The 24,587-nt window shown below is 64.9% G+C and carries 24 protein-coding genes and 1 tRNA gene; 13 read left to right on the top strand and 12 right to left on the bottom strand.

Annotated features, from left to right (window positions below):
- Window positions 1-6: 6 nt before the first annotated feature.
- A complete protein-coding gene (gene glgA, locus NG696_RS10900; protein ID WP_252565351.1) occupies window positions 7-1,203 on the top strand; it encodes a glycogen synthase in 1,197 nt (398 codons plus the stop codon).
- 113 nt (window positions 1,204-1,316) lie between these two features.
- On the opposite strand, the gene NG696_RS10895 is transcribed toward glgA, so the two are convergent.
- Together NG696_RS10895 and NG696_RS10890 are read right to left on the bottom strand one after the other, a co-directional pair.
- On the bottom strand, window positions 1,317-3,434 hold the full coding sequence (locus NG696_RS10895) for an acyl-CoA dehydrogenase family protein (protein WP_252575381.1): 2,118 nt from the start codon (window positions 3,432-3,434) through the stop codon (window positions 1,317-1,319).
- Between the two features lie 53 nt (window positions 3,435-3,487).
- Window positions 3,488-4,180, bottom strand: coding sequence for a TetR/AcrR family transcriptional regulator (locus NG696_RS10890; protein ID WP_374208656.1), 693 nt, complete (start codon window positions 4,178-4,180; stop codon window positions 3,488-3,490).
- 61 nt (window positions 4,181-4,241) lie between these two features.
- Here NG696_RS10890 and NG696_RS10885 point away from each other — a divergent pair, with 61 nt between their 5' ends.
- The 3 genes from NG696_RS10885 to NG696_RS10875 are packed head-to-tail and all read left to right on the top strand — an operon-like array spanning window position 4,242 to window position 7,867.
- Window positions 4,242-5,609, top strand: coding sequence for an acetyl-CoA C-acetyltransferase (locus tag NG696_RS10885; RefSeq protein WP_252575380.1), 1,368 nt, complete (start codon window positions 4,242-4,244; stop codon window positions 5,607-5,609).
- Window positions 5,610-5,618: 9 nt separating this feature from the next.
- On the top strand, window positions 5,619-6,959 hold the full coding sequence (locus NG696_RS10880) for a 3-oxoacyl-ACP reductase (protein ID WP_252575378.1): 1,341 nt from the start codon (window positions 5,619-5,621) through the stop codon (window positions 6,957-6,959).
- Window positions 6,956-7,867, top strand: a complete 912-nt coding sequence (locus NG696_RS10875) for a MaoC family dehydratase (protein ID WP_252575376.1) — start codon at window positions 6,956-6,958, stop codon at window positions 7,865-7,867. Before NG696_RS10880 ends, NG696_RS10875 begins: the two co-directional genes overlap by 4 nt.
- Here the strand turns inward: NG696_RS10875 and NG696_RS10870 are convergent.
- The 4 genes from NG696_RS10870 to NG696_RS10855 all read right to left on the bottom strand — a co-directional run bounded on the left by NG696_RS10870 (window position 7,864) and on the right by NG696_RS10855 (window position 12,015).
- Entirely contained in the window at window positions 7,864-8,916 is a 1,053-nt protein-coding gene (locus NG696_RS10870) for an FUSC family protein (protein ID WP_252565568.1), read from the bottom strand. The genes NG696_RS10875 and NG696_RS10870 overlap by 4 nt on opposite strands.
- Before the next feature lie 93 nt (window positions 8,917-9,009).
- Entirely contained in the window at window positions 9,010-10,119 is a 1,110-nt protein-coding gene (locus NG696_RS10865; protein ID WP_252575375.1) for a serine hydrolase domain-containing protein, read from the bottom strand.
- A 17-nt stretch (window positions 10,120-10,136) separates the two neighbouring features.
- Window positions 10,137-11,267: a glutathione S-transferase family protein gene (locus tag NG696_RS10860; RefSeq protein WP_252575374.1), complete on the bottom strand. Its 1,131-nt coding sequence runs from the start codon at window positions 11,265-11,267 to the stop codon at window positions 10,137-10,139.
- A 10-nt stretch (window positions 11,268-11,277) separates the two neighbouring features.
- A complete protein-coding gene (locus NG696_RS10855; protein WP_256472127.1) occupies window positions 11,278-12,015 on the bottom strand; it encodes a M50 family metallopeptidase in 738 nt (245 codons plus the stop codon).
- Window positions 12,016-12,139: 124 nt separating this feature from the next.
- On the opposite strand from NG696_RS10855, the gene NG696_RS10850 reads away from it, so the two are divergent.
- Window positions 12,140-12,604, top strand: coding sequence for a GatB/YqeY domain-containing protein (locus tag NG696_RS10850; protein ID WP_252575373.1), 465 nt, complete (start codon window positions 12,140-12,142; stop codon window positions 12,602-12,604).
- A 111-nt stretch (window positions 12,605-12,715) separates the two neighbouring features.
- On the opposite strand, the gene NG696_RS10845 is transcribed toward NG696_RS10850, so the two are convergent.
- From NG696_RS10845 to NG696_RS10835, 3 genes are all read right to left on the bottom strand, one after another.
- The gene (locus tag NG696_RS10845; protein WP_252565365.1) at window positions 12,716-13,018 is read right to left on the bottom strand and encodes a DUF4193 domain-containing protein; all 303 of its coding nucleotides are present in this window, start codon (window positions 13,016-13,018) and stop codon (window positions 12,716-12,718) included.
- Between the two features lie 203 nt (window positions 13,019-13,221).
- Window positions 13,222-13,836 carry a hypothetical protein gene (locus tag NG696_RS10840; RefSeq protein WP_252575372.1) on the bottom strand — a complete coding sequence of 205 codons (615 nt, stop codon included), beginning with the start codon at window positions 13,834-13,836 and terminating at the stop codon, window positions 13,222-13,224.
- A gap of 73 nt (window positions 13,837-13,909) precedes the next feature.
- A tRNA-Leu gene (locus NG696_RS10835) sits at window positions 13,910-13,992 on the bottom strand.
- Between the two features lie 172 nt (window positions 13,993-14,164).
- Here NG696_RS10835 and NG696_RS10830 point away from each other — a divergent pair.
- Window positions 14,165-15,469 carry a M20/M25/M40 family metallo-hydrolase gene (locus NG696_RS10830; protein WP_252575371.1) on the top strand — a complete coding sequence of 435 codons (1,305 nt, stop codon included), beginning with the start codon at window positions 14,165-14,167 and terminating at the stop codon, window positions 15,467-15,469.
- 12 nt (window positions 15,470-15,481) lie between these two features.
- The gene (locus NG696_RS10825; protein WP_252565370.1) at window positions 15,482-16,642 is read left to right on the top strand and encodes an acyl-CoA dehydrogenase family protein; all 1,161 of its coding nucleotides are present in this window, start codon (window positions 15,482-15,484) and stop codon (window positions 16,640-16,642) included.
- 51 nt (window positions 16,643-16,693) lie between these two features.
- Here NG696_RS10825 and NG696_RS10820 read toward each other — a convergent pair whose 3' ends face one another.
- Entirely contained in the window at window positions 16,694-16,927 is a 234-nt protein-coding gene (locus NG696_RS10820) for a DUF5703 family protein (protein WP_056339951.1), read from the bottom strand.
- Window positions 16,928-16,966: 39 nt separating this feature from the next.
- On the opposite strand from NG696_RS10820, the gene NG696_RS10815 reads away from it, so the two are divergent.
- A complete protein-coding gene (locus tag NG696_RS10815) occupies window positions 16,967-17,233 on the top strand; it encodes a hypothetical protein (protein ID WP_056339953.1) in 267 nt (88 codons plus the stop codon).
- A gap of 74 nt (window positions 17,234-17,307) precedes the next feature.
- Here NG696_RS10815 and NG696_RS10810 read toward each other — a convergent pair whose 3' ends face one another.
- Window positions 17,308-18,243: an aldo/keto reductase gene (locus tag NG696_RS10810; protein ID WP_252565372.1), complete on the bottom strand. Its 936-nt coding sequence runs from the start codon at window positions 18,241-18,243 to the stop codon at window positions 17,308-17,310.
- Between the two features lie 50 nt (window positions 18,244-18,293).
- Between NG696_RS10810 and NG696_RS10805 the strand changes: the two genes are divergently transcribed.
- Together NG696_RS10805 and mshC are read left to right on the top strand one after the other, a co-directional pair.
- Window positions 18,294-19,127, top strand: coding sequence for an undecaprenyl-diphosphate phosphatase (locus NG696_RS10805; protein WP_252575370.1), 834 nt, complete (start codon window positions 18,294-18,296; stop codon window positions 19,125-19,127).
- A gap of 15 nt (window positions 19,128-19,142) precedes the next feature.
- On the top strand, window positions 19,143-20,420 hold the full coding sequence (gene mshC, locus NG696_RS10800) for a cysteine--1-D-myo-inosityl 2-amino-2-deoxy-alpha-D-glucopyranoside ligase (protein WP_252575369.1): 1,278 nt from the start codon (window positions 19,143-19,145) through the stop codon (window positions 20,418-20,420).
- Here the strand turns inward: mshC and NG696_RS10795 are convergent.
- On the bottom strand, window positions 20,417-21,322 hold the full coding sequence (locus NG696_RS10795; RefSeq protein ID WP_056339966.1) for a PAC2 family protein: 906 nt from the start codon (window positions 21,320-21,322) through the stop codon (window positions 20,417-20,419). The two genes, mshC and NG696_RS10795, sit on opposite strands and share 4 nt — an antisense overlap.
- A 150-nt stretch (window positions 21,323-21,472) precedes the next feature.
- On the opposite strand from NG696_RS10795, the gene NG696_RS10790 reads away from it, so the two are divergent.
- From NG696_RS10790 to NG696_RS10780, 3 genes are all read left to right on the top strand, one after another.
- The gene (locus tag NG696_RS10790) at window positions 21,473-22,210 is read left to right on the top strand and encodes an HAD family hydrolase (RefSeq protein ID WP_256472126.1); all 738 of its coding nucleotides are present in this window, start codon (window positions 21,473-21,475) and stop codon (window positions 22,208-22,210) included.
- Window positions 22,207-23,373, top strand: a complete 1,167-nt coding sequence (locus tag NG696_RS10785; RefSeq protein ID WP_252565378.1) for a site-2 protease family protein — start codon at window positions 22,207-22,209, stop codon at window positions 23,371-23,373. The genes NG696_RS10790 and NG696_RS10785 overlap by 4 nt, the downstream gene beginning before the upstream one ends.
- Window positions 23,374-23,486: 113 nt before the next feature.
- Window positions 23,487-24,548, top strand: a complete 1,062-nt coding sequence (locus NG696_RS10780) for a tRNA (adenine-N1)-methyltransferase (RefSeq protein WP_252565380.1) — start codon at window positions 23,487-23,489, stop codon at window positions 24,546-24,548.
- Window positions 24,549-24,587 lie beyond the last annotated feature (39 nt).

Here is a 24,587-nt window from a genome sequence, read left to right as displayed (position 1 = left end):
GGTAACGTGCGAATAGACATTGTGACTAAAGAGTTCCCGCCCGAGATCTACGGAGGCGCCGGAGTCCACGTAGCGGAATTGAGCAGGGTGCTTAGTAAGCATGTTGACCTGCAGGTTCGTGCCTTCGGTGCACCCCGCGACGCCGATTACCACGGTGCCGGGGTGACCTCCTATTCCGTTCCCGAAGACCTGGGCTCGGCCAACGCCGCCGTCCAGACGCTCGGGGTGGACCTGCGCATCGTGCCGGACGTGGCAGGCGCCGATCTGGTCCATTCGCACACCTGGTATGCGAACATGGCCGGCCATCTTGCGTCTCTGCTCCACGGCATCCCGCACGTATTGAGCGCCCACAGCCTGGAGCCCCTGAGGCCGTGGAAGGCCGAGCAGCTTGGTGGCGGCTACGCGTTGTCCTCCTGGGTCGAGAAAACCGCCTACGAGGCAGCAGCGGCGATCATCGCCGTTTCGGAAGGCATGCGCCAGGACATCCTCCGCAGCTACCCCGACGTTGACCCTGCCAAAGTCAGGGTGGTCCACAACGGCATCGACGTCAAACTGTGGCAGCGCGACGAAAACCAGGACACCGTCCGCGCCCTGGGCATTGATCCGGACAGGCCGAGCGTGGTGTTTGTCGGCCGCAACACGCGCCAGAAGGGCGTGCCTTACCTCCTGCGTGCCGCCGCGAAGCTTCCGGCCGATGTGCAGCTCGTGCTGTGCCTTGGGGCGGCGGATACCCCCGAGCTCGCCGCAGAAACTGCACGCCTGATCGAGGAGCTACAGAGCCAGCGGACCGGCGTCGTGCTGATCGAACGGATGCTGCCGCGGAACGAACTCATCCAGGTCCTCAGCCACGCCACAGCGTTCGCCTGCCCGTCCATCTATGAACCGCTGGGCATCGTCAACCTCGAGGCGATGGCCTGCGGTGCTGCCGTGGTGGCCAGCGCTACGGGCGGTATTCCCGAGGTGGTCCAGCATGGCGAGACTGGCCTGTTGGTGGACCTCGAGCAGGTCACCGACGGTACCGGCACACCGCTTGATCCGGAGAAGTTCGTGACGGAATTTGCCGCCGCTCTGACCGAGGTGGTGTCCGATCCCGAACGGGCACGTGCCATGGGCCAGGCCGGCCGCCGCCGCGCGGAGGAGCACTTCTCCTGGGACTCCATCACCGAGACCACCCTAGAGGTCTACCGCTCAGTGCTTTCCTGACGGACGGCAGGAACAGCAGCACTAGTGACCCAACAGCGCACGACGGCGCCGCCCCCCACAGAGGGGAGCGGCGCCGTCGCGCGTTGCCCCGCGAGTGGAACGCGGAGCTGCGGTCAGTTCGGCTGGGTGAGGCCGCCGGCTGATGTGCGCGCCAGCAGCACCTTTTCGTCGACGGGTGCGTTGCCGCTGGCCCGCTGTGCTCTGACGTAGGCGCGGGCCTCGTCCTGCCGGGCCTTCTCGGCACCGGTGGCGATCGCCGCCCGCACGTGGTCATCGCCGTACCCGAAGGCGTCCACAAGGTCCAGGGCGTGGGGCCTGATCTTGACCAGGAGCCGGTTGATGTAATCACCCACGGTGCGTGCCCGTTGCATGGAGAGCCGGCCGTTCATCAGGTACCAGGACAGGTTCTTTTCGATCAGCGACAGGCCGAACAGATCGCGCAGCCAGGTCAGGACCCTTTTGGTGCCCGGGTCCGTGACATCTTCCAGGGCCTCCGTGAACGCCTCCCATTGCAGGAGCTCGGCGTGCGCCTGGGCGGCATCGATCAGCTCGTTCTGGTGCTGGTTGAAGAGGGCCGCCCCCTTTTCGACGGGCAGTTTGTTGGCGCCTTTCAGGGCCGACCCGACGTCGGCCACCATGGTCTGGACGCGGTCCGTCAGGAGGGCGCGCTGGCCTTCCTCGTCCCGGAGCGCAATGGCAGCCTTCTGGACTGATCCGGTATCGGCGACGAACTGTGCCACCTGCCGCAGGCCGGTGCGATGGATCGCGACGCCCGTTGCCTGGGCAACCACGTAGCGTGCAAGGACGCCAAAATCGACATTCCTGAACTCCTTGGCGTAGTCGGCCAGGAGGCGCTTGGCCACAAGCTGGAGCAGCACGGTGTTGTCGCCCTCAAACGTGACGTAGACGTCCAGGTCCGCACGAAGGGAGGCAAAGCGGTTTTCGATCAGGAAGCCGGCGCCGCCGCACGCCTCACGGCATTCCTGCAGGGTGTCCAGGGCATGCCAGGTGCTCAGCGGCTTCAGGGCTGCGGCGAGTGTTTCCAGATCCTGCCTGTCCTCATCGGTATCGTGGGCGCCGGAAAAGACGTCGTCGAATTTCTGGAGGAGCTGCTCGTGCGCGAAGCCCGCGGCGTACGTGGTGGCCAGCCTGGTAAACAGGCGCCGCTGGTGGCGCTGGTAGTCCAGGAGGACCTCTTCGTCAGTGTGCGAGGACGCGTTGAACTGGCGCCGTTCGGTGGCATAGCGGATGGCTGCCGTCAGTGCGACCTTCGACGCCGCCACGGCAGCGCCGTCCAGCGACACGCGGCCCTGGACGAGGGTTCCCAGCATGGTGAAAAAGCGTCGGCCGGGGCTGGCAATGGAGGACGTGTAGGTCCCGTCAGGTGCCACATCGCCGTAGCGGTTCAGGAGGTTCGTGCGGGGAATGCGGACGTTGTCGAAATGCAGCCGGCCGTTGTCGATCCCGTTGAGGCCGCCTTTGATACCGTCGTCCTCACCACCAATCCCGGGCATGAATTCCTTGGTCTGGGGGTCCCGGAGGTCAACGTAGAAGGCATGCACTCCATGGTTGACGCCGTTTGTCACGAGCTGGGCGAAAACGACGGCGCCGAGGCCGTCGATGGCTGCATTGCCGATGTAGTCCTTCCACGCAGCCCGGAACGGTGTGTGGACCAGAAATTCCTGGGTTTCGGCGTCGTAGGTCGCAGTGGTGGCGATGCTGGCCACATCGGAACCGTGGCCGGTCTCCGTCATGGCGAAGCAGCCGGGGATCTCTAGGCTCATGATGCCTGGCAGCCACTTGGTGTGATGCTCCTGCGTGCCCAGGTGCATCACGGCCGAGCCGAAGAGACCCCACTGGACGCCGGCCTTGATCTGCAGGGACGGATCGGCGGTGACCAGTTCCTCGAACCTGGCCACGTTGCCGCCGTGATCATCGGAACCGCCCAGTGCTGCCGGGAAGGCCCGCTGCACGGCGTTGTTGTCCACGAGGTACTTCAATTGGCCGAACGCCCGCGTCCGGTGTTCGGTGTGCGTCAGTCCTTCGATCTTGTGCAGTGCCGGGTCGCTGGCCAGCGCGCGCGATTGCCGGCGGGATTCCGCCCATTTACCCAGGAGCTGCTCGCCGAGCGCGGCAACGTCGACGGCGGGCTGCGCAGCCGTTCTGTGGCCGGCGGTGGGGTTGGTGACGGCGGCCTCCGGGCCGGTGGTGCGGTCCACTACTTCGGTCATGTCAATGTCCTTCGTTGGTTCTGACAGGAGGGTGTGAGGTTCTTGGGGCGGAATCATGGCGCGCTGGCAGGGTTAAGCTCGGGGGCGATTCCCACACATAGCCAGGCCGTGATCTGGCGGGCCATGGCTTCCTGGTCCGGCTTCGCCGCCGAATCAGGTGTGCTGAGCCATTGCTCGCCGGCATTCCGGACCAGGCCGATGGCCGCCGTGGGCCAGTAGCCAATCACCGCTTCTTTGCCATCCCCGAGGTGGGTCCGCATCGGCGCCGCAATCATCTCGGCGATGGAATCAAAGAAGTGTCCTAGGGCTCCGGAGATGGCCGCCGATCCCTGCGGACCGTCTGCGTCCACTGGCGCATAGCGGGTGACGAAGCTATAGACGTTGGGGCTGGTTTCCGCCATCTGGAGATAGGCCGAAATCATGGCAAGCAGCCCTTCCCTAGGCGTCTGGGCACCCTGGGCCGCTTCGCGGATCTTGCGCTGCATCTGGCTCAGGACAACTTCCCCGACAGCGTGCTGCAGTCCTGCCTTGTCGCCGAAGTAGCGATAAAAGACCGACTTTGATGTGCCGGAGGCCGCTGCAATCTCCTCCATAGAGGCATCGCTGCCCAGCGCGTGAACCGCGCGGCGTGCGGACTTGATGAGCTCCCGGCGTCGTTCCTCCCGATGCGTCTGCCAGCGGGCCGAACGGCCGTCGGCATTTGAGCCGGTGGCCGGCGTCTGGACTTCTGAGTGGAGGTTGTTCACGATACTCAGCGTATCAGGTACGCTGGGTATCGGTAACCGTCGCAGATCAGAGGAGTCACCCATGTCCGTCAATGGACAGTCCGGCACCGGACCCCACGAATTCGCCAGCCCCACGACTTCCGGCGCGGCGCGTCCAGTCCGCCGGGCCGTAATTGTGGGTGGTAACCGGATCCCGTTTGCCCGGTCCGGCGGGGCCTACACGAAGTCTTCCAACCAGGACATGCTCACCGCCGCACTGGACGGTCTTATCGCCAGGTTTGGCCTCCAGGATGAGCGGATCGGCGAGGTTGCGGCCGGGGCCGTGCTCAAACACTCGCGCGACTTCAACCTCACCCGCGAGGCAGTCCTGGGTTCGGCGTTGTCGGCGGAAACCCCCGCCTACGACCTGCAGCAGGCGTGCGCCACCGGCCTCGAAACGGTTCTAGGCCTGGCCAACAAGATCAAATTGGGCCAGATCGATTCCGCCATCGCCGGTGGTGTCGACTCGGCGTCGGATGCCCCCATTGCTGTCAGTGAGGGCCTCCGCGAGATACTCCTGGACCTCAACCGCGCCAAGACCCTTCCCCAGCGCCTGCAGGTGCTCAGCCGGCTGCGGCCCAAGGACCTGGCCCCCGATGCTCCGAGTACGGGGGAGCCACGCACCGGCCTGTCCATGGGCGAGCACCAGGCGCTGACCACCGCGCAGTGGAACATTTCGCGGGAGGCGCAGGATGAGCTGGCTTTCAACAGCCACCGCAACCTTTCCGCCGCGTATGACGCAGGATTCTTCGATGACCTCCTGACGCCATACCGCGGCCTCGCCAAGGACTCCAACCTGAGGGCGGACACCACACTGGAGAAGCTGGCTACACTCAAGCCCGTCTTCGGGAAGAGCCTCGGCGCCGAGGCCACCATGACGGCGGGAAACTCCACACCGCTGACCGACGGGGCCTCCACGGTCCTGCTCGCATCCGAAGACTGGGCTGATGCACATGACCTGCCGAAGCTCGCCACCGTCGTGGATGGTGAAGCTGCCGCCGTGGACTTCGTCCACGGCAAGGACGGACTGCTTATGGCCCCCGCGTTTGCGGTCCCCAGGTTGCTGGCCCGCAACGGACTGACGCTGGATGACTTCGACTTCTTTGAGATCCACGAAGCCTTCGCCGGGACTGTCCTGAGCACCCTGGCCGCTTGGGAAGATGATGAGTTCGGCCGCACCCGGCTGGGACTTGAGGGTGCCTTCGGCAGCATCGACCGCACCAAGCTGAACGTCAACGGCTCCTCCCTGGCCGCGGGCCACCCGTTCGCAGCCACCGGCGGACGCATCGTGGCCTCGCTGGCCAAGATGCTGCAGGCCAGAGGCGCCGTCGAGGGAAGGCCTGCGCGCGGACTTATTTCCATCTGCGCCGCCGGCGGCCAGGGCGTCGTCGCAATACTCGAAGCACTCTAGGGGCACCGGATGACGGATAAATACACCACGCTCGTCAACCAGGGCGTAGGCAAGAGCATCGCCAAACGGCTGGGCCTGCCCCAGCCTGCCGTGCTGCGGCGCTTCAAGCCGGGCCAGCCCCTGGTCGCCGGCCCCGTCCTGGTCCAAGGCAACACCGCCGGTGCCGACGAACTGGCCGCCAAGCTGCTCTCCTGGGACCTGGACGTCCGGCGCCACGCGGTGCCCCGCGAAAAACTTGGCGCGATCATTCTGGTCCTGGATGAGCTGACCCGGCCCGAGGATCTTGAAAAGCCTGTGCTGTCCGCCGCGGCTTCACTGCGTGATCTCGGCCCCAGCGCCCGCGTCATCACCATCTCCCGGCCGGCCGCCGAAACCGCGTCCCCTGCACAGTCGGCTGCCCGGCAAGGCGTGGATGGCTTCCTGCGGTCGCTGGCCAAGGAACTCCGGGCCGGCGCAACAGCGAACGGCATCGTCCTGGCAGAAGGTGTCCAGAGCACCAGCCCCAGCGCTCTGGCAGCCCTGCGGTTCTTTCTGTCCGGCCGGTCGGCATTTGTGGATGGCCAGTTTCTGACTGTGGCAACCGAGCAGGGCCACCTCCCCCCGGACTTCGAGAAGCCGCTCGCCGGCAAGGTTGCCGTGGTCACCGGCGCCGCCCGCGGCATCGGTGCGGCTATTGCCCGGACCCTCCACCGGGACGGGGCCACCCTGGTCCTCGTAGACATCCCGGCAGCCGGGGACCATTTGGCTGCCGTTGCCAACGAAGTCCGCGGCACGGCGCTTCAACTGGATATCAGCAGCGCAGATGCCGGCCAGCGGATCATCGAGCACGCCGTGCAGCGTCACGGCCGTCTGGATATCGTCATCCACAACGCAGGAATTACCCGGGACAAGCTGCTCGCCAATATGGACCACAGCCGCTGGACCTCCGTCCTGAACATCAACATCGCCGCCCAGCTCAGAATCAACGAAGCGCTCCTTGCTTCTGAACACTTCCGTAATTCACCACGGATTGTCTCGGTGGCATCCACCAGCGGCATCGCGGGCAACCGCGGCCAGACCAACTACGCGGCGTCCAAGGGCGGCGTGATGGGTATGGTGCGCGCTTCTGCGCCCCTTCTGGCGGCGAACGGCGGGTCCATTAACGCGGTGGCGCCCGGATTCATCGAAACAGACATGACAGCACGGATCCCGTTTGCCGTCCGCGAAGTGGGACGGCGGCTGAACTCGCTGCAGCAAGGTGGCCAACCGTCCGACGTCGCGGAGGCCATTGCTTTCCTGGCGAGCGACGCCGCGGGGGGCATTAACGGCGACGTGCTGCGCGTCTGCGGACAGAACCTGGTGGGGGCATGAGTACAGTCCAGCCGGTCATCCTGGGGGAGATGCCTTCCCTGTCCAAGCTGTACGTCAATGCCGCCGCGCAGGCGGCGCGGCGGCGCGTCTTGGGCACGCACAACGGATCAAACCTTCCGGCCACTAGCCACGAAGTGCGCGGGGTAAGGGCCGACGTCGGCAACCTCACCGCCTACCAGCACCTCATCGGGCTGACTGCCAGGGACACCCTGCCGGCTGGCTACCTCCACGCACTGGCATTCCCGCTGGCCATGAGTGTGATGAACCGCGACGATTTCCCGCTGCCGCTCCTGGGCATGGTCCATCTCAGCAACCATGTGGAGCAGAGGTCGCCGGTGCTCTTCACGGAATCCCTGGACATCCAGGCCAGGGTTGAGAACCTCCGGGGCCACCGGGCCGGCACACAACTTGACGTTGTGTCCGAGATCCGTGGCGCGTATACGCCGGACATCAAGTGGACCGGGCGCTCCTCCTACCTGGCCAAGGGTGTGTTCCTCCCCGGCATCGACAAGCCAACGCCGCACAACCGCCAGGCCGATTTCACGCCTCCGGACCCCACCGCGCTTTGGCAGTTGGGGGTCGACACCGGAAGGGCGTATGCCGCTGTTTCCGGTGACTTCAACCCGATCCACCTGAGCGTTCTTTCTGCCAAGGCCCTGGGCATGCGCCGCTCCATCGCGCACGGGATGTACCTTGCCGCGAGGGCCCTCGCGGATGTCGGGCCAGCCAAAGGCGAAACATTCACGTGGGATGTCACGTTCGAGGCTCCAGTGTTCCTGCCGGCCCGCGTTGCCTTGGATATCACCACGGCGCAGACGCCTGGCGAAGGCTGGCAGCGGGCCGAATTTGTGGCGTGGAACCCCCGTTCCGGCCGTCGCCACTTCAGCGGGTCCGTGGCACCGCTCTAGGACGCCGGCCGCACGGCCCTGAGGATACGGTGCAGGCTCAGGAGGATGGACTCGGACGCTGTCACGGCCGAATCTTCCTGGGCCCGCTCCGCAACCGTTGCCATGCCGGCCTCCACCGCTGACTTTGCGGCAGCAAACAGCCGCCGCTGGTCTGCTTCATCCTCGCCGTCGAACGAGGCCAGGAGTTCGCCGGTGGCGGTCATGGCCGCGGCCAGGGGCGCACTGTCGTTGAAAGGCACCGTGTAAGGTGCCTCGTCTGTCCAGATGACATCGGACAGGACTTCTGTCATGTCCTGGATGTGGAACGTCACCCTCTCCAGATCACGAAGGTTGTGGTAGTCGAGATCCACATCGCGGGGATGGAGCCGCCGGCGCGGATTGGCCCGCTGGCTCGCGTCAGCCTCCTGCACGAGATGGCGGACCGAGCTGGCTGCTTCGGCCAGCTCGGTCGACCGGCGGGACCAGTCCTCATGCTCAGGAGGCCACTTTTCAGTCAGGGCCGTTCCCATGTCAGTCAGCTGCCGCCCGAGGGCCAGCCGGAGTTTGCCCAGGCTGGTGGCTGCCGCATTGAAGCGCAGGGGCGGAAAGACCAGGAAGTTGACGGCGATGCCCACCGCGACGCCGACGCCCATCTGAAGGAGGTAGCCGAAGGAAAAGTCGTCCCGGTTGCTTCCCCCCACCAGCAGGACCAGCAGCGCCGCCGTCGGAATCCAATCGCTGCCCGAGCCGATGCGGGGGAGACCGCCGAGCAGCACGCCGAGTCCCATAACGACCGCAACAGACAGCGGTGACGGATCACCGACACTGACCAGCGCAAAGGCGAGCCCGATACCCAGGGCGAGTCCGACGAGCGCCTGGAGACCCTGCCGGAAGGATCCGGCCACGTTGTGGTACATCGACACCAGGGCGCCGAGCGGTGCGTAGTACGGATACTCGGCAGCGGATCCTGGCATCAGGGGAGCAATGGCGAAAGCGAGGCCGGCGGCCAGAGCTGCCTTCGCCGCCAGCTGCAGGCGCTGTACTGTGAATGCCGACGAGAGACCGGCCACCGAATTCCGCAGGATTCGGGTTCCAGCGGAGGGCCGGCCCTGCGGCTGCGTTTGAGTGTCACCCATCAGCCCCACACTAGGTGCACCCGTGTACTAGGACAAGGCCGACGCCGCCCGCCGGACCTCCGCAGCCAGCCGATGAGCTTTGCCCTGGGTGCGTCCGTCCTCCGCCCGCTGCGGGATGTATCCGAAGCCGAGGCCGTACGCGGGATCGGCGAACCCCAGCGCAGCGTTGGCTCCCTCGTGGCCGAAGGCGCGGTGGCTGCCGAAATTCCGCGACACGTGTGGCTTCATAAAGACCACGGCAAAGGCGTTGTCCAGTCCGGACAGGCGGTCCAGGCCCCACACCTGCTCCTGGGACATGGCGCTGACGGTCTCAGGGGTCAACAAGGGGTCCCGGCCGTCCACACCGGTGATGGCCGCGGCGTAGAGCCTGGCCAGGCCCTCCGCCGTACCCACACCGCCGGCGGCACTCATCCCCGCGGCGCGCACGGCCCGTTGATTGGGAAGTTCCATGATTGTGCTGACTGCCGCGTTGCTGTTAAGCCCGTCCAGGCTCAGTGGATCCAGCCATGGTTGAAGGGGATCGACGTCGTAGAGGACGTCACGGTAGCGCGGTTCCAGCTTTTCGGGCAGCCCCAGGAAGAAGTCGATGCCGTAGGCCGTGCGGATGCGCTGGTCATAAAGGCTCTGCAGGCTGGTGCCCGTGACCCGCCGGCAGAGTTCCTCCATGATGATTCCGATGGTGAGAGCGTGGTACCCGAAGCAACTGCCGGGACGCCATGCGGGGCTCGCCGCTGCCAACCTTGCCGCGGCCCGGGACGTGGTGAATTCGTCCAGGGCGAAGCCTCCCTCGACTCCCACCAGGCCGGCCTGATGGGACAGGGCTTCATGCACCAGCAGGCGGTCCTTGCCGTGGCAACCGAACTCGGGCCAGTAGTGCGCCACCGTCCGGTCAAGGTCCAGCAGCCCGTCCTGGACGAGCAGCGAAATCACCAGCGCCGCCACGCCCTTGGAGACTGAATACGCCCCCGTGATGGAATCGGCGGTGATGTGGGGCCCGCCGAACAGGTCCACGATCTTCACGCCGTCGCGGTAGGCAGCCAGTTGGGCGCTGTACTGCGGATCCGCGGCGAGAAGGGCCTCGAACAGATCCAAAACGCCTTCATAACCGGGCACTGCAAAGCCAAGAGAATTCTGCATGGGCTTAGCCTAACCGGTTAGAAAGCGGTTTCCCGATGCGGCGCCGCTCCATGGCATGGGGAAACTTCTTCGCCGGGGCGCACCGGCCCCGGGGGAGTGCCGTCACCGAACGGCCGGCCGCCCAGTGATTCCCTGCCATGGGACTCCAGCCAGCCCTCCGGATCAGGACCCTGCGGCACCATCCGGGTGGGATTGATGTCCTCGTGGACGATGTAATAGTGCTGCTTGATCTGGACAAAATCGATCGTGTCTCCGAAACCGGGAGTCTGGAAAAGATCCCTTGCGTAGCCCCACAGGGCCGGCAGTTCGGTCAGCTTCTGCCGGTTGCACTTGAAATGCCCGTGATAGACGGCATCGAACCTGGCCAAGGTAGTGAACAGGCGGACATCCGCTTCCGTGATGGTGTCACCCACGAGGTACCGCTGTCCGGTGAGGCGTTCCTCGAGCCAGTCGAGCGCGGCCCACAGCCGGGTGTAGGCCGAGTCATAGGCCTCCTGGGAGCCCGCAAAGCCGCAGCGGTAGACGCCGTTGTTGACCTCGGTGAAGACGCGCTTGTTGACGGAGTCAATTTCGGCGCGGCGGTGTTCCGGGTAAAGGTCAGGCGCCCCGACCCGGTGGAAACGGGTCCATTCGGTGGCAAAGTCCAGGGTGATCTGAGGGAAGTTGTTGGTGACCACCGCGCCGCTGGCAATATCAACGATCGCTGGCACCGTGATGCCGCGCGAGTAATCCGGGAAGCGCCGGAAATAGGCGCTCTGGATGCGCTCGATGCCAAGCACGGGGTCCACCCCGCCCGGATCGAGGTCAAAAGTCCACGACCGGGCATCGTGGGTAGGGCCGGGCTGGCCAAGGGAGATGGAGTCCTCCAGGCCGAGGAGCCTACGCACAATCACGGCCCGGTTCGCCCACGGGCATGCCCGCGCCGCAATCAGCCGGTACCGGCCAGCTTCCACTGGCCACCCCGGCTCGCCGTTGACGCCGGGACGGCCGTCGTGGGTGATCCGGTCCTCAATGTAATTCGTTTCCCGGTTGAACTCGGCACCGCCGGTCACATATGCGCCCAGGGTGCTGTGCTCGGTGCTGGTGTCCGTGCTGTCGGCAGCGGTGGCATTCGTGGCCTGCGGCCCGCTCGGAAATTCCTGGCTCATGCGGACCAGCCTAGGCTCCGGCGGCCAGGATTGCCGAGATGGGCTGCCAGGCGACCAGCCAGGAGCCGGCAATAACGACGACAAAGAGCGCGATCCAGATGCCGGAGGGTATGGACGTTGCGCGGTACAGGATATACGCGTCGGAACTGGCCAGCGTGTCACGGCGCCGCAGGTGCACATTGGTGAGCTTCGCGAGATCCCGGACGGCGGCCACAAGCAGGGCCACGCCAAGCACGACTGCAACATGGCCGGTGAAGCTGCTGGGCACAACGAGGATCAGCACCCCGCCGCCTGCGACGGCAAGGCCTGTGATCAGCAGCCCCGCGAAGTTCCTGATGAACACGAGCGAAACCAGGAGGATAAGGGTGCCTGTGGCCAAGGCGGCCGGACCCCAGCCGGCAAAACCGGAGGTGACCAGGGCAGCGCCGGTCAGGGCAGGTACAGGATAGCCCCAGAATCCGGACCAGACGGCGGCGGCCCTGCCCCGGCTGTAACTGGTGGTTGTGCCTGAGTGGTCCAATCGGAGCCGGATCCCGCTCAGTCTTTGGCCGCTCATGACGGCGGCGAAAGCATGGCCGAGTTCGTGCGTGGCGGTGGCCAGGAGCCCAAAGTACTTCCAGGTGGCACGGGGGATGGACAATGCAGTTGCCAGCGCCAGCACCACAGCCAGTTCGGCCACCGTGACTTGGGGGATGGCGGCACGGCTGAAGGCTTCAACGATCCGTTGCCACAATTGCTCGGGAATCAAGGTCGTTTCCCGCCGGGCCGGGAGTAGTGATTGTCAGCCATAGCCCTCTACGGTACTAGAGGGATGGTTCACCACTGTCCTGCCGCCCTGCCGCCCTGGGGCGCCCAACGAATCGAGGAATGCCGTGACCACTTTGAAGGAACGCCTGCACGCTGATGTTGTGATGCACATGAAGGAGCGGAACAAAACCGCCCTGACAACGGTGCGCAATGTCCTGGGCGAGATCGAAACACGGGAGAAGTCGGGAAAGACGCCCATTGTCCTGGACGACGCCCAGGTGACCTCGTTGTTGCAGAAAGAGGCTGCAAAGCGACGTGACACCGCAAGGATCTATATGGAAGCCGGAGAATCCGAGCGGGCCGCGGCCGAGATCGCCGAGGCCGAAATCATAGAAGCGTACTTGCCGCAGCCGCTGACAACAGCCGAAGTCGAGGCGATTGTTGACGAGACCATTGCCGGGCTGCGGAACGAAGGCGTAGAGCCCGGCATGCGTCAGCTGGGCGCCGTGATGAAGCCTGTCACGGCCAAAGTCGCCGGACGCTACGACGGCAAGGCCGTCAGCGAGATCGTCCGCAGCCGCCTCGCCTGAGCCGTCAGCTCGAGCCTGTTAACGGGAAAGGCACGCCTACTGAACGTGGGCGTGCCCTAACTTCCTGTTGGCGGAACTCGGCCGCCACGGAAAAGTGTCCGGTTTCTTGAATCAGCCTTCGCAGTCAATGCAGTAGCTGTGTCCGTCTTTCTGCCGCGCAATCTGGGAGCGGTGCCGCACCAGGAAGCAGGAGTAGCACGTGAACTCGTCCTCAGCCTGCGGGATAACCTGCACGACCAGTTCCTCGGCAACGAATTCGCCTCCCGGAACGCCGGCGCCATCCAGCCCGTCGGCCTCATCGAGCTCGAGGACGACGCTGCGGGCGTCCGGTGCATTGGCGGACTGCAGTGCCTCGAGTGAGTTGTCCTGCGACTCCTTGACGTCGGAGCGAAGTTCGTCGTAATCGGTTGCCACTTAGGTGTATCTCTTTTCTTTGGTTCGTCTGTCGCGTATGCAACCTACAGCATCCGGCGGGTATTCCCCAATAGCCTGGCAAGAAAATTTCTCTGCGGCGGCTATATTTCCGTGAGGACACCCGCTGGGATGGGCGTCGGGTGACATTGGGCACCATGGTGCCCGGGACCGAAAGTCAGCGCACGGCGGCCGAGCCGCGAGACCTAGTTAAGTTCCTTGGCCAAGGCCGTGGTCTGAGGCGGGGTAACCCGCCCCAGGCGCTCATCGAGCGTCACGCGCAGCCGGGCGGCCGCCACCTGAACCCGGTAGTCGGCAGGGGTGACCTTCCCGTCCGGCGCAGAGGCGGCATTCGGGCGTGCTTGGACGTCCTTGTGTTCAGACGACCCTGCGCTCACGGTCCAGTCACTATCGTCCCCGCCCGGCACGTACTCCCACGCCGCGTCGAACAGTTCGAGCTCCTCGGTACGGGCCAGCTCACTGCCTGCGAGGACGTTTAATGTCGCAAGCCCCAAGGCCTTGGTTCCTTGATCTTGATCCAAGGCGCGGTCCAGGGCCCACTGGGTGCGCCGCCACCATTCCGCCCGGCTGTCCGCTTCGGTTTGTTGCCGGAGCGACTGCTCGTCGGCGTCGCGTTTCTGGTCCAGCGCTGTCTTATCGGCCGACGTGCGCTGGGCCAGGGTGCGCCAGTTGATGTAGAAGGCCAGCAGGGCCGCGATCAGGACAGCCAAGGGGCCAAGCCCGGCAAGGATCACCCACCAGTCGGCCGCCCCGGAGTCGACGACGACTTCAAGCGGGCCAGGCGGCGGGGGTGGATTCACGGCTCCAGCTTAGGCCGCCGAAGGAAACAGAAAAACCCCTGAAATCCTTGGATTCCAGGGGTTTTCCCATTTGTGCGCGGAGGGGGACTTGAACCCCCACCCCCTTTCGAGGACTAGCACCTCAAGCTAGCGCGTCTGCCATTCCGCCACCCGCGCAGGTGGTATTTCGGAGATCGTTTCCGCCTTTCAGCGTTTCGCTTTTCTCCGAAGCAGCGAGAAAAACTCTAACACGAACTTTCCGGAAACATGGAATCGGGGCTGATGGGTAGGCTGAGGGCACACGAGAACGCAGGTTGTTTGCAGCCTTCCCACTGCCCAAGGAGTATCTATGTCTGACATCCGTGCCGAGGATGAAGTTGTCCGGATTTGCCAGGAACTCATCCGGATAGATACCTCGAACTACGGTGACGGCTCGGGTCCGGGGGAGCGGGTGGCCGCGGAATACGCAGCCGGGCTCATCGAGGAAGTAGGCCTCGCAGCCGAGATCTTCGAGTCGGCGCCCGGCCGCGCAAGTGTTGTGACTCGGATGGCCGGTGAGGATCCGTCCGCCAGCGCGTTGGTGGTGCACGGGCACCTCGATGTAGTGCCCGCCCTGCGTGAACAGTGGTCGGTGGATCCCTTTGGCGCGGAGCTCAAAGACGGACTCATCTGGGGCCGCGGAGCCGTGGACATGAAGGACATGGACGCCATGATCCTTGCTGTGATGCGGGATTTGGCCAGATCCGGGCGCAAACCCAAGCGCGACATTATTTTTGCCTTCTTCGCCGACGAGGAAGCCGGCGGTGAGTATGGCGCCCGCTACGCAGTCGACACGCGGCCCGAGCTCTTCGAAGGCGCAACCGAAGCCATCTCGGAAGTAGGCGGCTTCTCGGCAACCATCGGCGGGCAGCGCACCTACCTCCTGCAGACGGCTGAGAAGGGCATCTCCTGGCTCCGGCTGGTGGCGCACGGCCGGGCTGGCCATGGCTCCCAGATCAATACGGACAACGCCGTCACCCGGCTGGCTGCGGCGGTAACCCGGATCGGCGAATACAAGTGGCCGATTGAGCTGACACCCACCACACGGCAGTTCCTGGACGGCGTGACTGAACTCACAGGGGTGGAGTTCGATCCGGACAATCCGGACCGCCTGCTCGACCAGCTCGGCACCGTGGCGCGCTTTGTGGGGGCAACCCTGCAGAACACCACTAATCCCACGCTGCTCAAGGGCGGCTACAAGCACAACGTCATCCCCGAATCGGCTGAGGCCCTGGTGGACTGCCGGACGCTCCCGGGCCAGCAGGACCACGTGCTGGAGGTCGTGCGCGAGCTTGCGGGCTCCGGTGTCGAGGTCAGCTACGTTCACAACGACGTCTCGCTTGAGGTCCCGTTCGCCGGAAACCTGGTGGATTCCATGATCGACGCCCTGCACACCGAGGACCCGGGGGCGAAAGTGCTTCCCTATACGCTCTCCGGCGGCACGGACAACAAATCATTGAGCCGGCTCGGTATCACCGGCTACGGCTTCGCTCCCCTCCAGCTACCCGACGATCTCGATTTCACCGGGATGTTCCACGGTGTGGACGAGCGGGTTCCGGTGGATTCGCTGAAGTTCGGCGCCCGGGTGCTCAACACGCTCCTCACCAATTACTGAGCCGGCCCGGACATGACTCCCGAGGAAGTCCTGCCGGAGCCCTTGCTCCAGGCCATCCGCGGCCGTGCTGCGGGCTACGACCTGGACAACACCTTCTTCTTTGAAGACCTCGAAGAGCTGACCGCCGCCGGCTACCTCAAGCTCTTTGTGCCGGCGTCCGACGGCGGCCTGGGGCTCGGGCTGGAGGCGGCAGCACAGTGCCAGCGGCGGCTGGCAACGGCGGCCCCGGCCACCGCCCTGGCCATCAACATGCACCTGGTGTGGACCGGCGTCGCCCACGTCCTGGCCGCAAAGGGGGACCATTCCCTTGGCTTCGTCCTGCAGGAGGCCGCCCACGGCGAGATCTTCGCCTTCGGCAATTCCGAAGCCGGCAACGATTCGGTCTTTTTTGATTCAAAAACGGCAGCCGTTCCCTTGCCGGGCGGAGCGTACAGCTTCACTGGTACCAAGATCTTCACGAGTCTTTCGCCCGCCTGGACCCGGCTGGGAATCTTCGGCAAGGACGGCCAGGCAAGGGAAGGCGCAGGGGAGCTCGTGCACGGATTCATCACCCGGACTGCCGCGGGCTACTCCATCCTGGATGACTGGAACACCCTGGGCATGCGGGCCAGCCAGTCAAACACCACCGTCCTGGACGGCGTCGAGGTCCCCCCGGACAGGATCTTCCGCAAACTCCCGGTGGGACCCAACGCCGATCCGCTGATTTTCGCCGTCTTCGCGTGCTTCGAGACATTGCTGGCTGCCGTGTACACCGGCATTGGCGAACGTGCCCTGAACCTGGGTGTTGAGGCCGTCAAGCGCCGTACATCCTTCAAGAATGCCGGCCGCAGCTATGCGCAGGATCCGGATATCCGCTGGAAAATCGCGGAGGCCGCCATGGCCATGGATATCCTCTACCCCCAACTGCTGACCGTCACCCGCGATGTGGATGCGCTCGTTGAGCACGGGCCGCAATGGTTTCCCAAACTTGTGGGGCTGAAGGTCAATGCAACTGAAACGGCCCGCCGCGTTGTGGACCTGGCCATCAGGGTAAGTGGCGGCTCCAGTTACTTTCGTGGGTCGGAGCTTGAGCGCCTGTACCGGGACGTGCTGGCCGGGATGTTCCACCCATCAGACGATGAGTCGGCGCACAACACCGTGGCGAACGCGTGGCTGGGTCCGTTGGAGGACTGAAACAGGCCCCTGGCCCGTCAACCCCTACACGGTCCGCTGGCCCGTTAATCCCTATACGGTCCGCTGGACCTGCATCACCCGGCGGCGGAGCCAGAAGCGCCTGCCGCCGCCCAAATACAGCTTGCTGCGTTCCAGCTCCCACTTGCCGTACTCGGAATGCTCCACAAGCCGGCGCCTGGCGTCAGGCAGCGAATCGTCAGGGCTGACCGTCAGGACGAGGTACTCGTACTGCCTAAGAATGTCCCGTTCGCGCTGGACCGAGCTGGTGAGAAAATGTTCCTTCATTGCTCTCCATTTTCGTCCTTTTCCGGCTAACGTGAAGGCATGAGCATCGATCCGCGTGTCGCGCTTCAGTCCTTGACAACCGCCTTGGAAGAACACCTTATAGCAGCATCCAACCGGCGTGGAGATGGCGATCCCGCGGTGGAAGCGGCTTTTTTTGCGGTCGCAGATGCTTTCGAGGTTTATGAAGACGCACTCTACGAGGCTTACAGCGAAGTTACACCCCTTCAGGTCTTCGATGATGAAGAAGACGAGGACGATGAAGCCGGCATCGATGACGACGAGGACCTGGAAATCCTCGAGGACTGAGAACTCCACGCCGCCATCGCGGGCAACGACCTAACGCCGCGGCCCTGAACAGCGTGTCAGCCGGGCACGGAAACTCAGCCGGGCAGGGAAACGTCCTCGAGAGCGCGGGCAATTTCGGGAGGCAACCTGGTCAGTTGGGCCGCCATGATTTCTTTCGCCTGCACGGGCGTCCTGGGTCCGATGATGGCCGTGGCCACGCCATGCTGTGACAACAGCCAGCTCAGCGAAACATCCAGCGGTGTCCTGCCCAGGCCCTTGGCAGCCATGGCCACGGCTTCCACAACGCTGGACGGCTGCGCCTCCAGATACGGCTCTACGTAGGGTGCGGAGTCTGCTCTTGCCGCCCGGGAATCGGCGGGAATGGCGCCGCGGTACTTGCCGGTCAGGACGCCGCGTCCCAGCGGAGCCCAGGCCATCAGCCCCAGACCGGCATCTTCGACGGCGGGAACCAGTTCCGCTTCCGCCTTTCGCTGCAGGAGTGAATATTCAGCCTGCGCGGCTACGAGCGGAAATCCGGCCACCGCCGCGGCCTTGGCGCTTTGCCACCCGCTGAAGTTGGAGATGCCCGCATAACGGGCGCGGCCGCTCCGGAGCGCGAATTCAAGCGCAGACAGGGTCTCGTCCAGCGGGACGTTGCCGTCCCAGGCCTGGGCAAACCAGATATCCACGTAGTCAGTCCCCAGCCTCGCCAGGCTGGCGTCCAGGCCGGTGAGCATCGCGTTGCGCGACGTGTCCACCGTGCGCCGGCCGTCCGACGTCGACATCCCGGCTTTGGTGGAGATGCAGACTTCGGTGCGGGAGACAACGTCACCCATGAGGGACCCGATCATCGCCTCTGCGCGGCCGTCGGCGTATGACGCCGCGGTATCTATGAGTTTTCCGCCACCATCGATAAATGTCCGCAATATCTCCGAGGCGTCCTGTTCGTCGGTATCGCCGGACCAGGACATGGTGCCGAGGGAAAGGGCGGAGACTCGCAATCCACTGTTGCCGACGTAACGCTGCTGCATAGCTGCAAGCTTACGGGGAATCAACAGGGTCCATGACGTAGGGTCTTAGCGTGAACTGGTTTGAGGCGGCCCTGCTGGGCCTAGTGCAGGGACTGACCGAATTTCTACCGATTTCATCGAGCGCCCACCTGCGGATTGTGGGGCAGTTTCTGCCCAACGCATCCGATCCCGGGGCCGCGTTTACCGCCATCACCCAGCTGGGTACTGAAACGGCGGTGGTGATCTACTTCTGGCGTGACATCGTGCGGATCGTCAGGGCGTGGGCGGGATCGCTGACCGGAAAGGTCTCCCGCCAGGACCCGGACGCCCGCATGGGCTGGCTGGTGATTTTGGGCAGCCTCCCCATCATCGTGCTGGGTCTGCTGTTCCAGGACCAGATTGAGTCGGTGCTGAGGAGCCTGTGGCTGGTAGCAACCATGCTGATCGTCTTTGGGCTCTTTCTGGCCGTGGCCGACGCGATCGGAAAGCAGGACCGGGACCTCACCCAGCTCACCTACAAACACGGCATTTTGTACGGCTTCGCCCAGGCCCTGGCTCTTATTCCCGGTGTGTCGCGATCCGGCGGCACCATCACCGCAGGTCTCCTGATGGGCTACACACGCGAAGCCGCCGCGCGGTATTCGTTCCTCCTGGCTATCCCGGCGGTGTTCGGCAGCGGCCTTTACCAGCTGTACAAAGTGGTCTCCAAGGAAGGCATCACCGGCCCCTACGGCCTTCCGGAGACGGCGCTGGCCACCGTCATCGCCTTGGTGGTGGGCTACGTGATCATCGGTTGGTTCCTCAAGTTCATTTCCACCCGAAGCTACCGGCTCTTCGTCTGGTACCGGATCTTCCTGGGCCTGGCCCTGTATCTCTTGCTCGGTTTCAATGTCATCAGCGCCTAGCCGTAGGCTTAGGCTGTGAAATCCTGGACCTCCCGCCCTGTCCCTGCGCTGCCCGGCGCCATGCCTGCCATCCGGCTGTTCGATACCGCTAAGGGGAGTGAGGTCACGCTCCGGGCCGGGGGAGAGCAATCCATGTACGTCTGCGGGATCACTCCCTACGACGCAACCCACATGGGCCATGCGGCCAGCTACGTGGCCTTCGACCTGCTGAACAGGGCCTGGCGTGACGCCGGCCAGCAGGTTTCCTACGTCCAGAACGTCACCGACGTCGACGACCCCCTGCTGGAGCGCGCGACTGCCACCGGTGTGGACTGGCGGGACCTGGCCGCGAGCCAGATTGAACTCTTCCAGACCGATATGGAGGCCCTGAACGTCCTCTCGCCGGACCACTACGTGGGTGCCGTTGAATCAGTTGACATCATTGTTCCGGCCATCGAACGGCTGGTCCGGCTGGGGCTGGCCTACCGCGTCCCTGGTACGGCAGGGGAGCCCGGCGGCGACGTCTACTACGACGTCGAAGCTGCCGGCAAGCAGTCGGTCGCCCCGGATGCCTGGACCCTGGGCTCGATCTCCCGCCTTGGTGAAGCCGAAATGCTGGAACTGTTCGCCGAACGCGGCGGCGACCCGGGCCGGGCCGGCAAGCGGCAGGCCCTGGACCCCCTGCTCTGGCGGGTTGCCCGTGACGGCGAGCCCAGCTGGCCGGGCGGCGGGTTGGGCCAGGGCAGGCCTGGCTGGCACATCGAATGCACGGTCATCGCCCAGCAGTACCTGCCGGCTCCCTTCACTGTCCAGGGCGGCGGCTCTGACCTCATCTTCCCGCACCACGAGATGGGCGCCGGTCACGCCTATTCCCTCGCCGAAGTTCCGCTGGCCCACCACTATGCCCACGCCGGCATGGTGGGCCTGGACGGCGAAAAGATGAGCAAGTCCAAGGGCAACCTGGTCCTGGTGTCCAAACTTCGGGCCGAGGGAGAAGATCCGGCTGCCATCCGCCTGGCCATCCTGGCCCACCATTACCGTTCAGACTGGTCCTGGACCGCTGAAGGGTTTGAAGCCGCGAAGGACCGCCTGGCTGCGTGGCGCAGCGCCGTCGCCACCTCGCCGGAAGGATCGGCCCCCGGCCTGATCGCAGAAATGCGGTCCGCCCTTGCATCTGACCTGAACGCGCCGGCCGCCCTGGAAGCTGTCGACCGCTGGGCTGCCTCGGCGGACTCCGCCGCGGCAGCGGGCAGCCAGCATGATCAGGCCCTGGTCAGGGACGCCCTGGACGCCTTGCTCGGCGTCGTACTCTAGGGCTTGTCCCGGCCCCGACGCTTGAGATAGCGCTCAAACTCCCGCGCGATGGATTCGCCGCTCGCCTCCGGAAGATCGGCCGTATCTTTTGCCTCTTCCAGCTGGCGGACGTACGCGGCGATCTCAGGATCCTCGGTAGCCAACTCATCGACGCCGCGCTCCCACGCAGCTGCCTCTTCCGCCAGTTCGTGCGTGTCCAGCGGGACTTGGATCAATTCCTCGACCCGGTGCAGGAGAGCCAGCTGCGCCTTGGGTGACGGGGCCTGGGCCACGTAATGCGGGACGGCTGCCCAGAGGGAAACAGTAGGAAGGCCCGCCAGGAGGGACACTTCTGACAGTACTCCGACGATGCCGACGGGACCTTCATACTGGGATGCTTCAAGGTTGAGGCGTTCCCGCAACACAGCGTCGTCAGAGGAGGTGCTGACCGGAATCGGCCTGCTGTGCGGAACGTCTGCCAGAAGGGCCCCCACCAGGACCACGTAGTCCACCTTCAGCGCTTCGGCGTGGACCAGCAGTTCCGCCGTATAGGCCCGCCACTTGTAGGACGGCTCAATGCCCTGGACGAAAATGACGTCCACGTTCGAATCCGGCGCACTGGCCTTGTAGATCCGTGTGGAGGGCCACTTGATCTTGCGTTCCCCCGAGGCGTTCCTTCGGACCGTGGGACGCGTGAACTGGAAATCGTAGTATTCGTCGGCGTCAATGGACGCGACCTTCTTGCCGCCCCAAACCCTGTTCAGGTAGCGCAAGGAATCACTGGCGGCTTCGCCGGCATCGTTCCAGCCTTCAAATGCGGCCAGCATCACAGTAATGCGCTCCCCGTCCGCCACTGGCAGCAGGAACTGCTCCGGTTCAGGTGCGGCACCCGGTTCCGCGGTGTCTCCGTCGAAGCTATTCATCTCATCACCCTACGTCCAAGAACCGGCGCGACGCATTGAATGAAGAGCCAAAAAGTGCGCCGGGGCGCGTGCGCGCCCAAAGACAATGCTGATATTCGCCGAGGGCGTATCCACCGGCTGGCGTTCAGGTGCGCCCCGTAGACTGGGAACATGCGATCCCTACCCTCCGTTTCCCCGCTCAGAGCCGTTCTTTGGGATATGGACGGCACCATTGTGGACACTGAACGCTACTGGATTGCCGCGGAGCACGCCCTTGTGGAAGCGCATGGCGGCACCTGGTCACATGGGCAGGCCATGCAGCTCGTGGGTCAGTCGCTGACGTATTCGGCCGGAATCCTGCAGGCAGCCGGTGTCCGGCTGGAGCGCCGGGAGATCATCGACACCCTGACCTCTGAGGTCATCAGGAGCGTCCGGCACTCTGTTCCTTGGCGTCCCGGGGCGCGGGAACTGCTGGATGACCTGCACGTCGCCGGAGTGCGGTGCGCGCTGGTGACCATGTCGGAGGAGCCGTTGGCCCGCGAAATTGTCGCGAGCCTGCCCAAGCCTTACTTCGAATTCCTGGTCACGGGGGACACCGTCACCCAGGGCAAGCCGCACCCGGAAGCATACCTGAAGGCAGTGGAGCTGCTTCAGGAAGCGGACCCGGACCTGACCGTGGATCACTGCGTCGCCCTTGAGGACTCCGCACCGGGAGTGGCTGCTGCGGTGGCCTCGGGCGTCGCCACCGTCGCCATTCCGCACATTGTCCCGATCCCCGACGATCCCAGGCACACCACCTGGGAATCCCTGGCCGGCCGCACCGTTTCCGAGCTGGAGGCCATCGCCGCGGGCAGCCTGGCCGCCGCGGCGTCTGGATCTGCCGTGCTCGTGACGGGGACCCCGTCATGAGCTCCAAGCCCGCCCCCGCCCGCCGCGAAGGAATACCGCTCGGCAGGATCGCCGGAATCCCGGTCATTCTGGCCTACTCGTGGTTTGTGATCGCCGCCTTTACCGTCATTGTCTACGGGCCCCTGCTGTTGGAGCAGAATCCGGCACTGGGCATCTCCGCCTACTACATGGCGTTCGCGTACGCCCTGCTGCTCCTGATCTCCGTCCTGGTCCACGAACTAGCGCACGCCCTCACGGCCAAGATTTACGGCTGGCCCACGCAGAAGATCGTGTTGAATCTCTGGGGCGGCCACACCCAGTTTGAAAATTTCACGGCGACGCCGGCGCGCTCGGTCATTGTGGCCTTGGCAGGGCCGGCAGCCAACCTGGTCCTCGCCGGCGGTGCCTGGGTGGTCCTGTCCACCACCAGCATGGGCACTGTGGCCGAGATCCTCACGAACATCTTTATGTGGGCCAACTTCGTCATCGGCATCTTCAATGTCCTGCCCGGACTCCCGCTGGACGGCGGCAGGATCGTGGAGTCGGCCGTGTGGAAAGCAACCGGGAGCCAGGCCAAAGGCACCGTCGCCGCCGGCTGGGCCGGCCGTGTCATCGTGGTGGCGCTGGGCTTCTGGTTCATTGCCCGGCCGCTGCTGGCCGGTGAGACACCTGATTTCAGCCTCCTCATGATCACCGTCCTCGTTGGCGGCTTCCTCTGGATGGGTGCCAGCGCGTCCATCCAGCAGGGCACACTGCGCGGAAGGATGCATCTGGTCAGCGCCGCTGCCCTGGCGGCTCCCGCCGTCGGAATTCCAGCCACCGCCACTGTGGCGGACATCCGCAGGCTGTCACCGGACGGCTCACGGGCCGTTGTGGTGTGCGGGCCGGAGGGGCGCCCGCAGGGTGTAGTGGACGCAGGCGCCCTCGCCGCTGTTCCTGACCACGCGGCCGCCTCCACGCCTGCCACGGCAGTGTCCTATGCCCTTGCGGCGGGAGCCTACGTGCCTGAGTCCTCCCAGGGGCAGGAGCTGATCCAGTACCTTTCCCAGCTTGAAGGTCACGAATATGCAGTGGTGGACCGTCATGGAACGGTCACCGGCCTTCTGGCGCAGAACGTGGTGGTGGCCGCCATCACCGGCAAGGCTGACCGGTCGAATAGGCATCCGCAGGGTCAAAGCCGGTAGAGTTACGTGCCGGCCGTGCATTGCCGCCGCGTGGCCGCCCGGAGGCCTCCGCCGTACCGGGCGGACCTATTTCGATGCGTGGCCCCACAGTTTTACAGGAGCGAGGAAAATCCATGAGCAGCGAAACTGCCGCCGAAGCCGCAGCACCATCCACCACCGGTGTTGCCGCCAATGGCACCCAGCCGGTGGGAGCTGCCCGCCGACGCGGACCGTTCCGTGAAGGGGAACGGGTCCAGCTGACCGACGAGCGCGGTCGCATGAACACCATCACCCTTGAGAGCGGCGGCGCCTTCCACACGCACCGCGGCTTCCTGAACCACGACGAGATCATCGGAAAAGCTGATGGCTCAGTCGTCGTGAACAACGTCGGCCAGCAGTACCAGACGCTGCGCCCCCTCCTCTCGGATTTTGTCCTCTCTATGCCGCGTGGCGCCGCAGTGGTCTACCCGAAGGACGCCGGCCAGATCGTCACCATGGCCGATATCTTTCCCGGCGCCAGGGTTGTTGAAGCCGGCGTTGGCTCTGGAGCGCTGTCCATCTCGCTGCTCCGGGCCGTTGGCGACAACGGATACCTCCACTCGTTCGAGCGCCGTGAGGAATTTGCGGACATTGCCCGGGGGAATGTGGAAACCATCTTTGGCGGCCCGCACCCGGCGTGGAAGATTTCACTCGGCGACTTCCAGGAGGAAGTAGTCCGCAGCGAGGCGCCCGGATCCGTGGACCGTGTAGTGCTGGACATGCTGGCACCTTGGGAGTGCCTTGATGCCGTCGCCACTGTCCTGGCACCAGGCGGGGTCTGGATCAACTACGTGGCCACGGTCACCCAGCTCTCCCGGACCGCGGAGGCCATCAGGGCTGACGGCCGCTTCACCGAACCCGATGCCTGGGAGTCCATGGTCCGCGGCTGGCACCTTGAGGGCCTGGCCGTCCGTCCGGACCACCGCATGGTGGCCCACACCGGCTTCCTGTTGGTCACCCGCCGGCTTGCCGACGGCGTCACCGGCATCTCCGTCAAGCGCCGTCCCTCGAAGACTGGCTTCAACGAAGAAGACGTCAACGCCTGGACCCCGGGTGCCGTGGGCGAACGCCTGGTCTCCGACAAAAAGCTCCGCCGAGCCGCGCGCGATGCCATTGCCGGCACCAACGTCAAGGACGAACCGGAGATCACGAACTAGTCCACATTTCGGGAGTCTCCAGCAGTACCTGCCAACTTG

Source organism: Pseudarthrobacter cellobiosi (genome assembly GCF_023913755.1).
Taxonomy (GTDB): domain Bacteria; phylum Actinomycetota; class Actinomycetes; order Actinomycetales; family Micrococcaceae; genus Arthrobacter; species Arthrobacter cellobiosi.
The sequence above is the reverse complement of the archived record's forward strand: the minus strand, read 5'-3'. Positions and strand labels throughout refer to the sequence as shown.

Bases quoted from the DNA above. Each gene is read 5' to 3' on its own strand.
- NG696_RS10795 (WP_056339966.1), bottom strand. From the start codon at position 21,322: ATGAATAGCTTCGACGGAGACACCGCGGAACCGGGTGCCGCACCTGAA.
- NG696_RS10825 (WP_252565370.1), top strand. From the start codon at position 15,482: ATGACTCCCGAGGAAGTCCTGCCGGAGCCCTTGCTCCAGGCCATCCGC.
- NG696_RS10815 (WP_056339953.1), top strand. From the start codon at position 16,967: ATGAGCATCGATCCGCGTGTCGCGCTTCAGTCCTTGACAACCGCCTTG.
- NG696_RS10880 (WP_252575378.1), top strand. From the start codon at position 5,619: ATGACGGATAAATACACCACGCTCGTCAACCAGGGCGTAGGCAAGAGC.
- NG696_RS10885 (WP_252575380.1), top strand. From the start codon at position 4,242: ATGTCCGTCAATGGACAGTCCGGCACCGGACCCCACGAATTCGCCAGC.
- NG696_RS10790 (WP_256472126.1), top strand. From the start codon at position 21,473: ATGCGATCCCTACCCTCCGTTTCCCCGCTCAGAGCCGTTCTTTGGGAT.
- NG696_RS10780 (WP_252565380.1), top strand. From the start codon at position 23,487: ATGAGCAGCGAAACTGCCGCCGAAGCCGCAGCACCATCCACCACCGGT.
- NG696_RS10820 (WP_056339951.1), bottom strand. From the start codon at position 16,927: ATGAAGGAACATTTTCTCACCAGCTCGGTCCAGCGCGAACGGGACATT.
- NG696_RS10865 (WP_252575375.1), bottom strand. From the start codon at position 10,119: ATGCAGAATTCTCTTGGCTTTGCAGTGCCCGGTTATGAAGGCGTTTTG.
- NG696_RS10860 (WP_252575374.1), bottom strand. From the start codon at position 11,267: ATGAGCCAGGAATTTCCGAGCGGGCCGCAGGCCACGAATGCCACCGCT.
- NG696_RS10785 (WP_252565378.1), top strand. From the start codon at position 22,207: ATGAGCTCCAAGCCCGCCCCCGCCCGCCGCGAAGGAATACCGCTCGGC.
- NG696_RS10830 (WP_252575371.1), top strand. From the start codon at position 14,165: ATGTCTGACATCCGTGCCGAGGATGAAGTTGTCCGGATTTGCCAGGAA.
- NG696_RS10875 (WP_252575376.1), top strand. From the start codon at position 6,956: ATGAGTACAGTCCAGCCGGTCATCCTGGGGGAGATGCCTTCCCTGTCC.
- NG696_RS10810 (WP_252565372.1), bottom strand. From the start codon at position 18,243: ATGCAGCAGCGTTACGTCGGCAACAGTGGATTGCGAGTCTCCGCCCTT.
- NG696_RS10895 (WP_252575381.1), bottom strand. From the start codon at position 3,434: ATGACCGAAGTAGTGGACCGCACCACCGGCCCGGAGGCCGCCGTCACC.